This is a genomic window from Arenicella xantha (genome assembly GCF_003315245.1).
Taxonomy (GTDB): domain Bacteria; phylum Pseudomonadota; class Gammaproteobacteria; order Arenicellales; family Arenicellaceae; genus Arenicella; species Arenicella xantha.
Map to the genome: position 1 here is coordinate 1 of NZ_QNRT01000007.1, position 14,864 is coordinate 14,864.

General features: G+C 45.3%; 14 protein-coding genes. 5 read left to right on the forward strand and 9 right to left on the reverse strand.

Annotated features, from left to right (window positions below):
* On the reverse strand, positions 1 to 677 hold a 677-nt coding region (locus tag DFR28_RS17345; protein ID WP_113955662.1), incomplete at its 3' end, for a transposase.
* 197 nt (positions 678 to 874) lie between these two features.
* On the opposite strand from DFR28_RS17345, the gene DFR28_RS17350 reads away from it, so the two are divergent.
* From DFR28_RS17350 to DFR28_RS17365, 4 genes are all read left to right on the forward strand, one after another.
* Positions 875 to 1,900 carry a vWA domain-containing protein gene (locus DFR28_RS17350; protein ID WP_170132160.1) on the forward strand — a complete coding sequence of 342 codons (1,026 nt, stop codon included), beginning with the start codon at positions 875 to 877 and terminating at the stop codon, positions 1,898 to 1,900.
* Between the two features lie 2 nt (positions 1,901 to 1,902).
* Entirely contained in the window at positions 1,903 to 3,714 is a 1,812-nt protein-coding gene (locus tag DFR28_RS17355) for a VWD domain-containing protein (RefSeq protein ID WP_170132161.1), read from the forward strand.
* A gap of 575 nt (positions 3,715 to 4,289) precedes the next feature.
* Positions 4,290 to 5,075 (forward strand): transposase, encoded by a 786-nt coding sequence (locus tag DFR28_RS17360; protein ID WP_113955665.1) that lies wholly within the window; start codon positions 4,290 to 4,292, stop codon positions 5,073 to 5,075.
* A gap of 44 nt (positions 5,076 to 5,119) precedes the next feature.
* On the forward strand, positions 5,120 to 6,127 hold the full coding sequence (locus DFR28_RS17365; protein WP_281268398.1) for a zonular occludens toxin domain-containing protein: 1,008 nt from the start codon (positions 5,120 to 5,122) through the stop codon (positions 6,125 to 6,127).
* A 147-nt stretch (positions 6,128 to 6,274) separates the two neighbouring features.
* On the opposite strand, the gene DFR28_RS17370 is transcribed toward DFR28_RS17365, so the two are convergent.
* Complete coding sequence (locus tag DFR28_RS17370; protein ID WP_113955667.1) at positions 6,275 to 6,964, reverse strand: hypothetical protein; 690 nt, start codon at positions 6,962 to 6,964, stop codon at positions 6,275 to 6,277.
* A gap of 777 nt (positions 6,965 to 7,741) precedes the next feature.
* Between DFR28_RS17370 and DFR28_RS17375 the strand changes: the two genes are divergently transcribed.
* Complete coding sequence (locus tag DFR28_RS17375; protein WP_113955668.1) at positions 7,742 to 9,070, forward strand: DUF4062 domain-containing protein; 1,329 nt, start codon at positions 7,742 to 7,744, stop codon at positions 9,068 to 9,070.
* 48 nt (positions 9,071 to 9,118) lie between these two features.
* Here the strand turns inward: DFR28_RS17375 and DFR28_RS17380 are convergent, their stop codons facing one another.
* The 7 genes from DFR28_RS17380 to pabC all read right to left on the reverse strand — a co-directional run bounded on the left by DFR28_RS17380 (position 9,119) and on the right by pabC (position 14,821).
* Positions 9,119 to 9,394, reverse strand: coding sequence for a hypothetical protein (locus DFR28_RS17380; RefSeq protein ID WP_113955669.1), 276 nt, complete (start codon positions 9,392 to 9,394; stop codon positions 9,119 to 9,121).
* 639 nt (positions 9,395 to 10,033) lie between these two features.
* Positions 10,034 to 10,807: a TatD family hydrolase gene (locus DFR28_RS17385; RefSeq protein ID WP_113955670.1), complete on the reverse strand. Its 774-nt coding sequence runs from the start codon at positions 10,805 to 10,807 to the stop codon at positions 10,034 to 10,036.
* Between the two features lie 71 nt (positions 10,808 to 10,878).
* Entirely contained in the window at positions 10,879 to 11,250 is a 372-nt protein-coding gene (locus DFR28_RS17390; RefSeq protein WP_113955671.1) for a PilZ domain-containing protein, read from the reverse strand.
* A 42-nt stretch (positions 11,251 to 11,292) separates the two neighbouring features.
* The gene (locus DFR28_RS17395; protein WP_113955672.1) at positions 11,293 to 12,321 is read right to left on the reverse strand and encodes a hypothetical protein; all 1,029 of its coding nucleotides are present in this window, start codon (positions 12,319 to 12,321) and stop codon (positions 11,293 to 11,295) included.
* A complete protein-coding gene (gene tmk / locus DFR28_RS17400; protein WP_113955673.1) occupies positions 12,318 to 12,959 on the reverse strand; it encodes a dTMP kinase in 642 nt (213 codons plus the stop codon). The genes DFR28_RS17395 and tmk overlap by 4 nt, the downstream gene beginning before the upstream one ends.
* 4 nt (positions 12,960 to 12,963) lie before the next feature.
* On the reverse strand, positions 12,964 to 14,001 hold the full coding sequence (gene mltG / locus DFR28_RS17405) for an endolytic transglycosylase MltG (protein WP_113955674.1): 1,038 nt from the start codon (positions 13,999 to 14,001) through the stop codon (positions 12,964 to 12,966).
* Positions 13,979 to 14,821, reverse strand: coding sequence for an aminodeoxychorismate lyase (gene pabC, locus DFR28_RS17410; RefSeq protein ID WP_113955675.1), 843 nt, complete (start codon positions 14,819 to 14,821; stop codon positions 13,979 to 13,981). The genes mltG and pabC overlap by 23 nt, the downstream gene beginning before the upstream one ends.
* Positions 14,822 to 14,864 lie beyond the last annotated feature (43 nt).

The following is a 14,864-nucleotide window of genomic DNA, read 5'->3' on the forward strand; positions in this document are numbered from 1 at the left end:
GTGAAGTCCTCTAGAGTAGGTTTGGTTGTAGCCGGCTCGTTGAGTAAATCAATACGCGCCTTGATACTGGTGTGATTCGAGGTTTCAGGCGTTTTCGCCGTCTTGGCACGTATCGGGTTGAGATCAACGTACGCCATGCAGGACAGCAGCGCACCATCATCCAGCAACGCCTGACTCTTGAATCGCCCCTCCCAAAATCGGCCAGTGCAGTCGTCTTCCTTGTTCGCCTCACGCGCGATGAACTCATTCACGATGCGCATATACCACGAGATATCACACAGCCTGGCGCGCCACGCTTCGACGTCTTCCAACAAACGTTCGTAAAGCACCGGATCAAGCGCATCACCATTCATAAAGTGTTGCGAAAGCACACTTCCGGAGAACAATGAATGCCAACGACGGATCACCTCACGTTCCGACCACGCGTCTGCAATGTCAGCTTGGACTCGCAGTACCACGTGGTAGTGATTACTCATCACCGCGTAGGCACACAGTTTAATGGCGAATGCGCCGGCGGTCTCATGCAATTTATCTTCGAGCCATTGACGACGATGTTCATAGCTAACACCCGAGTAGCTATCGACACCACATAAATAGGCACGCCGAACGCAGCGCGCTACGCAATGGTAATAAGGTATGTCGGCCAACGACACGAGAGCGCTTCTTGGTAGGGTCATAACTATCCTTGTTGATTCATCCTTGAATGACTTTATTCTGTCAGGGAAGCGAGTTTATGGCAAGATGATTGTGATGGGTGTCCCAGAAGGAAGGCTGACTAGTGCATCCACTCTGGTTTAGGCACTTGGCAAGAATTATCTTATTCTGCTTTAATGTGTCTAACTTGCAGGTATTTTTGTATAAATGGAGAATGATAATGAAGTCCAAGTGCCTTATAGTCATCGGAGTTTGGGCCGTCATAGGCTTTTCAAGCGCTATGGCCCAAGAAAGTAGAGTGGTGTTTATCCTCGATGGTTCCAATAGTATGTGGGGCCAAGTGGATGGCAAGGCAAAGATTGCCATTGCTCAAGAAGTGCTTGGTGATGTTACTACTCAGCTACCCAAAGACACAGCGATAGGACTCGCGGCTTATGGGCACCGAAGCAAGGATGATTGCGGCGATATCGAAATGCTGTTACCGATCAAGCAACGCCAGCCAAGCGAATTCGCAACCACCGTCGCGTCTGTGGTTCCCAAGGGCAAGACACCAATAGAAGGCGCGCTTGAGTTTGTTGCTGGCCAACTTGGTTCAAGCGGTGCTAAGACTCATTTGGTGCTAGTAAGCGATGGAGTTGAAAGCTGTGGCGGTGATCCTTGCGCCGCAGCCAAGGCTATGCACCAAGCGAATGCTAGCATGAGCATTCATCTCGTTGGCTTTGGCGTAAACAAGAAGGAGCGGCAACAACTGCAATGTATTGCTACTGAGGGCGGGGGAATGTATGCCGACGCGCAATCGGCCGCAGACCTTACAAAAGCGCTGGCCGCAGTAACTGAAAACGTGGCAAAAAATATTAACGAATCTGCACCAGTGATACCGCCAATTGATACCAGCGGCCCAAACTGGAGTTTGCAAAGTGAAGATCAGACGTTTAACGGCAAACTTTTTAAACACTTCACCCTAGATGGCAATCATATGATTCACCTAATCAACCGAGATGCAGTCAATTTTGCCTTTGCCTACGAGGGTGAAGATTCTGGGCAACGCAAGGTAATGTATGCGACGTTCGCAGATGGGCGGGGGCCAATATGCCGACGAGTAGGTCCAATAGAAGACTTTACTGTAAGTTTTATGCCAGCTGAGCCTGGCTGGATAGCAGGCAGTTTTAACGGCATACTAGGTTGCCCCGACTATAGCGCTATGCCGGTTGAAGGCTCTTTTTATGTTAAAGCGGCGGAGGAATGAGCATGCTTAATCAATTCTTAGAACCACGCCAACCACGTCTCATGTTGCAATTTATTGTTCTAATGGTGATGTCCGTGGTTGTCGTTTCTGCGGCAAATGCACAAGATATAATTAAGGGTGACTGGACATACTCTGATGGGGGCTATATCGGATCGCCCACGCCGACCAAAGGAGATGGGCCCGATGGAGAGGCAGGTTGTAACATTCTATTTTGGAGTGGGGAAGGCCTACTTGGACACCCTTGCGCTATGGAATGCAAAAGCAGCGGGGGCTATAAGCTTACTGGTGAAGATTACCAATCAAATTGTAACCAAGCACCAAACAATTCAATGGGTGAGATCACCCATAAAGATGGCGATAGCTGCACTATCGTGAAAGGAAGCCCAGAGGGCACAAATTCAAAGGGTGTGGGAGGGGGTTTTTTTCCCAACGGTCACCCCCGCTGTCAAGGCGTTGTAGGCGACCCGCACCTAACCTCTTTTGACGGCACCAGGGTCGACCTGCAGGCTAGCGGTGAATTTGTGTTTACCAAATCGCTTGATGATGGCTTTGAAGTACAGGGGCGGCTTGAATCAGCTGGTAAATCTAGATCGGTTAGCGTGGTCACGTCAATCGCGGTCTCCGTTCCTCCCTATCGCATCACCATGAGTCCTAAAGCAGGTGATTTCCTGCGCGTTGATGGTGAGGTTTTCGATATACCCGATGGCGAATCTTTAATACTTACTGATGCCGATACTATCATCGTGCATCAAGGACGCCGCCACACCATAGTTTTGCCTGATAGCACTAACGTGCATGTTGATAATTTTAGCAATAAGTTTTTAAATTTTTTCGTCCTGCTTGCCGAGTCACGTGACGGTCGTATGGTCGGTATTGGCGGCAATGGGGATGGCAACAAATCGAATGATTTTCTCACCGCGACGGGTACACAGCTAGCATCGCCCCCAGATTTCGAAACTCTTTATAAACAGTTTGCTGAGAGTTGGCGGGTAACTGCAGAGTCTTCACTGTTTGACTACTTGCCTAGCGAATCGTATGAAACCTTTCAAGACCCCGGCATGCCCTACCAAAAAGTTGCTCTCAGCGACATTTCGCTGGTCAAGAAGGCACGTGCAGAGATGGCCTGTCGGGCAGCTGGGCTGATCACTGGCCCGTCGCTTGAAGATTGTATATTCGACTACGCTTTGACAGGCGAAGAGCTATTTATCGAATCAGCAATCAGCACGCAACAACCACCTCAATTTGTTGAAGAGCCAGATACCGTTAAGGTCGAAGCACCGAGAACTGGCTTCGCTGCTCACAAAATTGAGTTGGGAATTTTAGGGCCCGTTAAAGTAGGTTCGTGGATCGGGTTTGCACCCAAAGACAGTAGTGCTGCTAGTAAGGTTGACACACCGTTTAGCGATGCGCGTCTCAACGGCAAAGGAAAAAATACCAGCCTGTTAGTTCCCTCTACGCCGGGGCATTACGAGTTACGTTACCGCGAAGACCAAAAACTCGGACCAACTACCTTTCGTATACCATTTGAAGTTGTCGCGCCTGAAATCGAAATCAAGGCTGCTTCTTCAGCGCCAGTTGGCGGTGAACTCGAGGTCACACTGGTCGGAGATATCGGCGATTCGATGAGGCTTGTTGTTGTACCGGCAGAAAGCACCAACAATAAGGGCCGCGCCTTAACGTTGGGGCAAGGCACTGAATCAACAGGCACATTACGCCGCCTGCCTAAGGAAGCGGGTGAATATGAACTTCGTGTGGTGAGCAGCTATGGAAAAACCAAAGCCGTTTATGCCAAGCGAGCGCTACGCCTTGAATAAGATAGTGGGTGGTGTTCTAAAGAATTTATGAATAATAAGGACAGGCATGTTTTGGCTTTTCTGGCTATCAATTCATTGACCACTTTCATGAACCAAGACAGGCTACATAGGCATTCACGCCAAGTTTCGATGTCTCGATCAAGCACAGCTATTTGTGCGGGTAAAAGCGTGTCTCTGTTCAAATAGCATTGGGATAAGTAAGTTCCTTTAACGAGCCTTTGCCAGCGTCGAACCACTTCACATTTGCTCCATTGCGCGGCACCGTCTGGTCGCAAATGCACGACCACATGATAGTGATTACTCATGACGGCATACGCACAAAGCTTGATCGAAAAGACGGTCGCGACATGTTGCAATTTGGCCTCTAGCCATTGCCGACGATGTTCGTAATCGGTCTCAGTGTGTTGGTCGTAGCCGCATAAAAAGGCACGTCGAACGCACCGTGAAACGCAATGGTAATAGGGCGTGTCGGTAGGCGACACAAGCGTGCTGCGTGGTTGAGTCATTCCGTAACTCCAGTTTATTTCCTTGTGTGACTAGAGTGACATTTTGGAAGGTGCTTTTCAAGTGTTACTATGCCTGTCCCATTTAGTCGCGAAGATAACCGCGACCGAATCAACTTTTTGAATCTATTTGCTGATGTTTGTGATCGATACAATTGGGTATGCCATTCTTATTGCCTGATGAGCAATCATTATCATTTGTTGATTGAAACTCCCGATGGCAATCTATCAAAGGGGAGGCGGCAATTGAATGGTGTCTACAGTCAACTTTATAACTGCAGGCATAAGTTGGTCGGGCATGTATTTCAAGGACGCTATCACGCGATTCTGGTTGAAAAGGAAACACACTTAAAAGAGCTTGCTCGATATGTGGTACTCAACCCAGTTCGTGCTGGAATTGTAATGAACGTCGAGCAATGGCGGTGGAGCAGTTACCGCGCCATGATTGCCAAAACGTCAAAACCGACGTGGCTTGAAACAGATTGGTTATTGAGCACATTTCATTCGAACCGAAAGCAGGCCATTCAAGCATTTACTAAATTTGTCGCGGCAGGGAAGGGCGTACGATCACCGCTTGACGATAGGAAGAACCCATTAATCTTGGGAAGTGACGAATTCATCGAGACAAACCTTGCGAGGTTAGAGTTACCTGAAGACCTAACTGAATTCACCAAAGCGCAGAGAACACGACCGGCAAAACCAGTGGAATGGTACCGAGAGAACGCCAGCAGCCGGAATGATGCTATTGCAATCGCCTACCAGAGCGGGCGATACTCAATGAAGGAAATAGGTGACTGTTTCGGATTAGGCTATTCGATGGTGAGTCGGATCATCAAGAATTCAAGATTCAAGACGTGACCCTCTAATCTACTGAGGAGACCACCGGTAGCGACTGCATAGAGCTGACACTCGACGAGGTAGAACGTTGGTTTGAAGTGGTTCCCGATGGTGCTGTATTGGCAATTGATGAGATTCAAGATATATGGCCAGCACGGAAAACAGGCTCACCGATTCCCGAAGCTGTAAAGCAAATGGCGCAAATTCGTCATAGAGGCATTACTCTAATATTTACCAGTCAATTCAACACACAATTAGATACGAATATCCGTTATCTAGTAAAACAACACATTGTACTCAAAGAGCTACCGAGTACCGCTTTCGGTAAACGCATCAAATGGCTCGAATGGAACGACTACCAGCCAAACCCAAGGGACTACCACGCGCAAAAAGAGGCGTTGGTAAACAAGACACTTAAAATCAAAAAGACGTACTTTAATTGGTACACCTCCGCCTCATCACATCACGTCAAAACAGGTTTACCACTCAAACTCTATCTCTGGTTAGCGCTTATCGTGGCTTGCATTTGTTGGGGTATTTACGTCGTTTTCTTCATGATAGCGCCCGACAAAAAAGACTCGAACTCCGCTAGTACGGTTTCACAACTTCAAGATGCAGTTACATCGGGTTTTAACAGTACCAGGGCGAATACCGGATACTCTGACTCTAACTTATTCGACGACAAATCGACCTACATCAAAGCAATCACGCCGGTGATCACTGACAAACCGGATACGGCTCCAATCTATACAGCGTTGCACGAAGCCGTATCGAAGCCCATTAAAAATTGCTTAGTGATCCACAGAGACTCCGGTAACGAATGCCGTTGCTATTCGCAGCAAGCGACGATATTGTCAATTTCAGACAGACAGTGCTTTTTGCACGTACGCGATGGTTACGAATTTGACTACACTAAGCCGGATATCACTGATTCAGAAGGGACTAATTATGGCCTGTCGACGACCAGTGAGCCATTAGAGTTAGACGAACTAGAAAACGTCCCCTACACACCCAATCTATCAACAATGTCTCGCAAAACGTCTGTCAGGCATCCAGCGTCACCTAATTTGTAAAAACCTAGATATGAGATTACATTCTACCTAGCGAAGTTTTGACGTTATCTGACAGTAAGTGTCTGAGTTTTGCCCAAAACAGTCATTTAAACAGGCTCAACTTCAGGGTATGGCGCTTCCAATGTTTTCTGAATTGCATTTTCTACTTCACCGGAAAAAAAGATTTTCGCCGTCACTTCTCGTTATATTGGCATCGTAAAAAACGATTTTTCCGACACTGAGAGCAACCTCATCTGTCTGAACAATTTTGGTTAAGTATAGAATCGCACCGACATCATAGTCTGTTATATCAGTATAAAAAAAATACACTCGAGACTCCCACATATCACCATCTATAAAGGGACCTTCCCATGATATTTCGCTGTTACCCTCGAGCAAAAAATGCATCTTCTTTTTGTTAGCTCTCAATCTGCTTTCATCTGGCTTAAATGATTGATCATTAACCTTGATTTCTGGATCTCTCAAAAACCCATTTCCATCATTTGAAACAGTCAGCACCAAGCGACTTGAAACATTAGTTATCTCAAACGATAAATGTGGTTGTAATTGAGCCCGTTGTACCCTTGCGGTATATACCGATTGGTCTATTAATCGAGAAAACTCTTCTTTTTGTTGTTTAAAAAGATGTAATGCGAGCCAAAAAGCTAAACCAGTGAAAAGTGCAGTTAGCGCTCCAAACGAGTCGCCCACAGATCCCAAGACGGAAAAGCTATTTTGATGCCATTTAGTAATGGGCCAAGTCAAAAGTAGCAAAATAACGGTGTACGCGACAAACAATACAAGTACTAAGACCCAGCCATATTTGACTAAATCAATAATTTTTTTTCTTGCGTCCATGTGATAAAACCTGAGAGTCCTGGATAGCTTTTTAGTTAAAATTTTCGGGAATTATTGAGAGTCCCGAATGGCCCAAACAAGTATCTTACAGTCATTAGCACATATTATCGAATCTTGATTTTTGAGATGTCTGTCAATTCTCTACCTATACATTTAATACTTTAATTCCGAGTCGGGGTAGGCGGGTACCGCCACCGACCGGAATTTAAAAGGCCGCGAAAGCGGCCGTTTAAATTGTGCACGTGTAGTAACACTGCACATTATTCTCAAAAGTGATAAAAATTCGCTGATTTCACCATTTTTCGCCGCTTTTTACTCACGTAGCTCTAGCGCATGGATGCGCGGTCAAATCCAAGGACGGATGGTTAACTTACCGAAGTAGGGCGGATCACTGTTACAATTGTCGCCCGAATATTTCTATTTCCACAACAATCCCGACCCCTGACAACAATCTTTACCCTAACTCTGTAGATTCTCCTTCTCTGACTTCTATACTAGACCTTCTAGTCATACTGTGAGCGTCCACCGGCATGAAATTCCATTGGTCTATTTATGTTCGTAAGTGTAAGCTGTCATGATTAAGTCGTTCAAGATTTGCGTTAGTTTTCGCGGCTTCCGTATACATTTCTTCCACTTTACAATTTAATGTTGTATATAAAATGAAATTTGAATTAAAAATCAAAAGACTGGAAGTTTCAGATATGAGTAGTGCCATAAATTTTGCAGAGAAAAGACTCATTTCTCATATCTGAATGAACTTACATAAAAGGATGTATTGTGGATTCTAAAAAATACCAGGTTTTTATCAGTTCCACCTATTCTGATCTTGTGGAAGAGCGGGACGGTATAATTAAAGCTATCCTAGAGATGTATCATATTCCGATAGGAATGGAAATGTTCAGTGCTGAGGATGAAGATCAGTGGGAAATCATAAGAAGAACAATTGAGGTAAGTGATTATTATATCCTCGTATTAGGCTTACGATATGGTACTCAAACCTCTGATGGTATTAGCTACACACAAAAAGAATATCAGTATGCATTAGAAATGAGCATACCAATTCTGGCATTTGTTATGGATGAGTCGTTGGCTTTACCCTCAGTAAAAAGAGACGATGATCTTACTGATATCTTGAATTTTCGAAATTTAGTTTTACACAATTCTAAAATGGCTCAGTTTTGGAGCTCAAAAGAAGAACTAATAAAAAATGTTTCGATATCTTTAATGAAGCAAATTATTCAAAAGCCAGCTATTGGTTGGGTTCGTGGCGATAAAGTTGGGATTGAACAGGAAATAACTAAAGAATTAGCGTCTACGATTAAAGAGAATAGAGAATTAAGAGAAAAAATATCTGATTTAGAGGCAAGATTTTCTCCTAAAATTCCTGTAATCGAAGTGACTATAGAGCCACCATCGATAGATGAAAAATTTGATAAATTCACTAAAATATTAGTGCCTGAAAGAATAAATACCGATGAAATAGAACCTAGCTTAAAACATTTTATAGAACCTGGTGAGATCGAACGTTTTAATAGCGGACTTCCCAATCAACGACAGATTGATCAGTATAATTCTGAATTAGAAATTCAATACAAGATTGAACATTATTCAACCCCTTTAAAAATTCGTGTTGCCAATGAGGGAACAGTAAAAGCTAACAACTTGTTTGTCGAACTCACTTTCCCTGAGGGGATTTTAATTTACAGCATAGGTCAACATCCTGCCAAACCTAAAAACCCAATACCAATTAGCCCTATTGTAAAAGCACGATTAAGAGTAAAAGAAAAATTAAGGAGCTTAGACCCGGTTTCAATATCCCAAGATCTCTTTGCATCAGGTCGCAACATAGATATGCTCGCAAGTTCCGATATCCCTATCCCAACAATATATCCAAAGGATTTGGACTGGTGGACAAATCTAGAAGGTAATAAGTTAACTATAACACTACAACACTTGCTTCACACAAGGGCTAAGGTTTTTGGTGATGACTATATGATCGTCCCTTTAAATTCAGAGAATCACCAAATTAAAGTGGACATAATATGTGAAGAGTATCAAGAAATTGAAACTGACAGAATAGAAATGGCTTTGCATAAAGATTTATAACAAATCAAGTAAACGGAACTAAAACAGTAGGCTAGGTTTCATTTATTGTTAGATTAGATCGGAAATAGGGTACTTAACAACCGTTTGCTGTCCTTTCCAGTTTATGATTATTTCTGGCTCTTCGATCCGAGATAATCTTTTCTCGAGTTCTTCCTTCAAACTAATAATCCGTCCGTTCCATCCCTCAAATTCAGCACGCCATTGACGAAAGTAAAAAAGGGCTCTTACTTCGTCGCTAGTGTATTCGTTCCCGCCGGCGTCGATGATTACTCCATTTTCCTCGTCTAGCACCCAGCCCGCAAATTTTCCATTTAATCGAGTCATAAAAAAAGTGCCCCTACAGCACACATTGAATTGCTCACCTTTTTATCCTGACACACGTCTAGTTGCTAGATTTCATTATTGACTATGTTTAATAGACCACTTGTCTCGTAACCAATATTGTATTTTACATAATATATATTATGCGCATATCGATATATGGCCAATTTGAAGACATTCAATCAATCACTTGCGAATCTGGATTAGCTACTAAATCGTTTATTATCATGTAGTTCCATAACATTCCCAATATATCCTTTAGATAACTTTTTATTATATAGAGCTTAAGTTCGTATATTGCGCTGCACATAGTTATTTATGCGTTGGCAGTCATGATGCTGCTGACTGTTTTAGACAAAGAAACCGTTCTAATGCGGTTCGACTCGTTTTTTACGCAGGCCTGCGATTCTGAGGAAATGTTTGCGCTACTAAGATCTCAAATAATTCAGTGTTAATTTGGCAGAGCTATGCCTCACAAACTTGTGTGAAATTGCTCAGATCTGGATGGGGTTTTCATGCAGATCAACTTGAGGGTCGATCAGAACCTTAATTTGGGCATGACTATTTTTTAGCGTCCGCTGCTAAATACAGTTATTTATGTGGGTAAATTGAACTTAGATTAAAGTTCGCGCTGAACTTGGTTCAGCGTTTTGCTGGGAATAATTCGAAGAAATTATCAGTAGTTTGAGCGGCTAAATCTTCTAAAGAAATACCGCGCAGGTCGGCAACAAATTGCGCTGTGTGACGAACATTTGCTGGCTCATTCATTTTTCCACGTAACGGAACTGGCGCCAGATACGGAGAATCCGTTTCGACCAAAACACGATCAATAGGGCACTTTCGTGCAACTTCTTGAACATTGGTTGCACTCTTAAAAGTCACGATTCCAGACAATGAGATATAGAACCCTAGATCGAGTGCTTGTTTTGCAACCTCCCAATCTTCAGCGAAGCAGTGCATGACACCTCGACACTGGTCAGCGCCCTCTTCCTTAAGTATTCGCATGGTATCTTCTGCGGCGCTACGCGTATGAATAATCAGCGGCTTATTGAGTGTTTTTGCGGCACTAATATGGCGCTTAAAACGATCACGCTGCCAGGTCATATCTTGGTCTTCAATACGAAAATAATCGAGCCCAGTTTCGCCAATTGCGACAATATTGTCGTCTTGGCCGATCTCAACCAATTCTTCCGCACTTGGCTCGCGCACGTCTTCGTAACACGGGTGAACCCCAACTGATGCAAATATATGCGAGTATTCGTCGGCTAACGCTTTTACTTGTGGGTAATCTTCAAGGTTAACAGACACACATAACATGTGCGAAACTTCATTTAGCTTTGCGTTTGCCAGAATATCGGGCAGGCGCTTATGAAGTTCGTCAAAATTAATATGACAATGAGAGTCGACTATTTGCATAAGATAGGCACAAGCAGAGCTAACAGCGCCCTACTCTAATTACTTTGGATGTGGCTTGCGTTAACGGCGAATTACATCGTATGCGTTGATCGCGTGAGCGAAATCGACGCACCGAGCTTAGATTCGATTAGATTAACTGTGGCGCGGGCATCGTCGCCCATAAACTGAACCCCTACTCCGCGCGGCCGATTGCCCAGCGCTCCTGGAGGGCTAATCCAGATTACTTTGCCGGAAATGTGCACCGGCTCAATTTCATCCATAATCTTGACCAAAAGGAACATCTCGTCGCCCAGATCATAGTCTTTCTTGGTGGGCACAAACAATCCACCATTGGTGACAAATGGCATATACGACATGTATAGCGCTTGCTTATCTTTAATTGCGATCGAAATCACCGCATTGCGCGCTTTGTCGGTCGGAATATTTTGATTTTCAACAGTCATAAGAGATTTATACCGCTAATTGGGGGGTTCTACAAGCAGGAATCACAGAGCCGGCAGCTCGCGAAACTTATTTGACAGAGTCTCTAACACTAATAACTCGTCAACAGTGGTGGCCAGCATACGTTTAGCGTAATTTAGCTCATCAATTAATTCTAATAAATTGGTCTTCGACAACTTAGCGCTCGAAGCCGCGACCCAGCTCTGCTGAACTGGAAAAAACAATGTGCCCGGATCATCAGAAAGCCGTGTTCGCACCAAATCAGTAGCAAGCTTTTGCAGTATTTCAAGCACCTTCAGCGCACCTAATTGCTGCCATGACTTAGCTACAGTGGTTACTTCAGCGCGGCGCATCCAGAGGCTATTTACATCACTAAATACCGCTTTGAGCGACTCTAGATAACCACCTTCGAATAGTTCAATCGCCTGCAGCGGATGATTATTCGACATCGACAAATAGGTGTCGAGATCAGACACCGGAATACGCTGCTGATGCTCCAACCAGGCCCGTGCCGACGCTCGATCTGGTGGTCGAAAATTGACCAAGCTACAACGACTTCGCACCGTGCTAACCAGCTTCGAAACTTCGTCACTCACCACAACAAATAAGGTGTTCGCGGGCGGCTCTTCAAGGCTCTTGAGTAAGGCGTTTGAGGCATTTCGATTCATTGTCTCGGCATTCATAATCAACACCACTCGATGTGAACCAATATGCGGAAACGTACTCATTGAATTCGTGAGCCGGCGAATTTGCTCAATACTGATTGTGCGCTTGGGCTTACCCGAATGAGTCTCCAAATAGCGCTTGGCAAACTGCCCCAAAAGATCCTCTTGCACCGCGATCTCAGGCATAACCACATGCAGATCTGGATGCGAACCGGCTGCAAACAATGATTCAGACTGCGAGTGCGTATCGGTCAACACAAAATGCGCCAGCGCAAAGGCTAAATCCTGCTTACCTAAACCACGATCACCATTAAACAGCAAAGCATGGTTAGCGCGCTCAGGTTCGAGCGTTAGATTTTGCCAAATTTCTTGATTCCACGGATGAATCGTTGGAGTAAAAGAACTCATTGATCGGTCGACACCACATTATCAATAAAACGCTTAACCACTGTACGCACATCGCGCTCAACTTGCACGAATGTTTGGCTAGCATCAATCACACTAAATCGAGCCGGTTCTGCGTTAGCTCGGTCAAGGTAACACGCTCGGACATTCCGCTTAAAAGCTTGCTTCTGCTGCTCAAACCGATCCGGCTCGCTACGCTTATCCGCTCTGGTTTCACCGACCTCGACCGGCACGTCAAGCAATAAAGTGAGGTCTGGTCTAAGCTCACGCTGCACTAAGTTCTCGAGCGAACTGATCATGCTGACATCCATCTGACGCCCACCACCTTGATACGCATAAGTCGCGTCAGTAAACCGATCGCATAGTACCCAGCGACCAGCGGCTAATGCCGGCTCAATCACCTCTTGCAAATGTTGTGCACGGGCCGCAAAAATCACAAGTAGTTCGGCCACATCGCCAATTTCGTCGTCATGCGAATTGAGCAGCATGTCGCGCACACGCTCACCGAAGCGAGTTCCGCCTGGTTCACGAGACAACACAAAGCCAATATCTCGCTCCTCGAGCACGCGTTGAATGACAGCAATATTGGTCGACTTACCGGCACCGTCCTGCCCTTCAACCGTAATAAATCTACCGCGCATTCGACTAATTACTCTCTTTTGGGCTAGAGGTGTAATTTTTTGCCCTACCGCGAAGCTGGTATTTGGTCACCGCGTTATTGTGCTCTTGCAGAGTTTTTGAGAACTGATGTGAGCCATCACCTTTGCCAACAAAGAATAAGGCCTCGGTAAATTCTGGATTCGCAGCGGCTTGAATCGATGCTTCGCCCGGCATAGCAATCGGCGTTGGTGGCAGACCATAACGGGTATAGGTGTTGTGTGGTGTGTCAGTAGTTAGATCACTACGTCGGATATTGCCTTGATAACTATCGCCCATGCCATAGATGACGGTGGGGTCAGTTTGCAGCTTCATACCGATCCGCAAACGATTATTAAATACACCAGCAATGGTTGGCCGCTCAGCAGCCACACCGGTTTCTTTCTCTATGATCGATGCTAAGGTCAATAGTTGATACGCCGACTTAACTTCGGCATGGTCCGCACGCGTCTCCCAAATTCGGTCGAGCAACTGCTTTTGTCTTGAATAGGCTTGCTTGAGCACATCCAGATCGCTGTCACCTTTTTGAAAATAGTAGGTTTGCGGCGCGAACCAGCCCTCAGGGTGCATGCCTGGCGCACCAAGCTCACGCATCACGTCGCTGCCCGACATGTCTTGAATTTCATCCACTAACACGCGCTGCGATGTCAGCTGAGCGATGTACTCTTTGTAGGTTTTACCTTCAATTAAAGTAATGGTGTACTGAATAACCTTGCCTTGATCAACCTTGGACACTAAGTCAGGAATACTATCGACGTCCACCAATGTGTATTCGCCGGCCTTGATGTTAACGTTACGCATATTGAGCCACGTGTAGGCTCTAAACACATACCGATTATCGATAATACCTTGGTCTTCAAGGTGCCGTGCTAACCAGCTAATGCCCACGCCCTGCGGAATCACCAGTACCGTTTCACGGTTCTTTAATGGCTTCGACAAAGTGTCGATATAGGTAAAGTAACCCAGCGCTGTCGCCAAGATAAATGTGGCGTAAAAGCAAAGCCTAAATATTCGGAATAACTTCATTTTTTTGTATTTTTTTCAAAAGCTTAGATGACACTTCTGATGTGTTATAGAGAATTTTTCCGCATCGCTTAACCGGCCAGATCCCAATCAAAGAATTGGTTAAAAAGACCTCATCTGCGGACTCAACTTGAGATAACGATAATCGCACAGTCTGAACCTCGACTCCAATAGTTTGGGCCAGACCAAGAACATAGCCACGCATCACGCCAGCCACACCGCACAAAGATAAGTCAGGAGTTTTAAGCACACCTTGCTCAACCACAAATAAGTTAGATTGCGTGCCTTCGATCACGTTTTGATCTTGGTCGAGCAACAATGCTTCATCCCAGTCAGGGTGCCAACGCGATCTCGCCAAAACTTGCTCAAGCCGATTGCCGTGCTTGATACCAGCCAATAGTGGCTGCTGCGCGAGGCGCACATCGCTGACACCAATATTAACCCCTGTTTTTGCTCGTTGTAGGTGCTGAATCGGATAATCGTGCAAACTAACTATTCGAGTCGGCGTTGGGCTCTCGGGGTTGGCGTACCCACGTCCGCCCTGCCCCATAGTCAGCTGAATACGAATCACATTGAGCCCATTAGCCTGCTCATGGCTCGCTAACAACTGCGCGACGTCAGCCATCAATAATGTGGCTAGCTCATTGTGAAACGGAATATTAAGAGTCTGTGCGCCGAGCAGCAGACGTGCTAGGTGCTGGTCCCACAACAGTAATTTGCCCGCATTGACCGCCACGGTCTCAAAGACACTGTGCCCATACAACAAACCTCGGTCATGAACCGAGGTTTGTGAAGAATGAACACCGTTGACTAAGCAACTCAAACTTTGCTCTGGGCTCTTAGCTGGTCGCGCATCGCTCGCACTT

Bases quoted from the DNA above. Each gene is read 5' to 3' on its own strand.
- DFR28_RS17385 (WP_113955670.1), bottom strand. From the start codon at position 10,807: ATGCAAATAGTCGACTCTCATTGTCATATTAATTTTGACGAACTTCAT.
- DFR28_RS17395 (WP_113955672.1), bottom strand. From the start codon at position 12,321: ATGAGTTCTTTTACTCCAACGATTCATCCGTGGAATCAAGAAATTTGG.
- DFR28_RS17360 (WP_113955665.1), top strand. From the start codon at position 4,290: ATGCCTGTCCCATTTAGTCGCGAAGATAACCGCGACCGAATCAACTTT.
- DFR28_RS17380 (WP_113955669.1), bottom strand. From the start codon at position 9,394: ATGACTCGATTAAATGGAAAATTTGCGGGCTGGGTGCTAGACGAGGAA.
- mltG (WP_113955674.1), bottom strand. From the start codon at position 14,001: ATGAAGTTATTCCGAATATTTAGGCTTTGCTTTTACGCCACATTTATC.
- DFR28_RS17390 (WP_113955671.1), bottom strand. From the start codon at position 11,250: ATGACTGTTGAAAATCAAAATATTCCGACCGACAAAGCGCGCAATGCG.
- DFR28_RS17350 (WP_170132160.1), top strand. From the start codon at position 875: ATGAAGTCCAAGTGCCTTATAGTCATCGGAGTTTGGGCCGTCATAGGC.
- tmk (WP_113955673.1), bottom strand. From the start codon at position 12,959: ATGCGCGGTAGATTTATTACGGTTGAAGGGCAGGACGGTGCCGGTAAG.
- DFR28_RS17355 (WP_170132161.1), top strand. From the start codon at position 1,903: ATGCTTAATCAATTCTTAGAACCACGCCAACCACGTCTCATGTTGCAA.
- DFR28_RS17370 (WP_113955667.1), bottom strand. From the start codon at position 6,964: ATGGACGCAAGAAAAAAAATTATTGATTTAGTCAAATATGGCTGGGTC.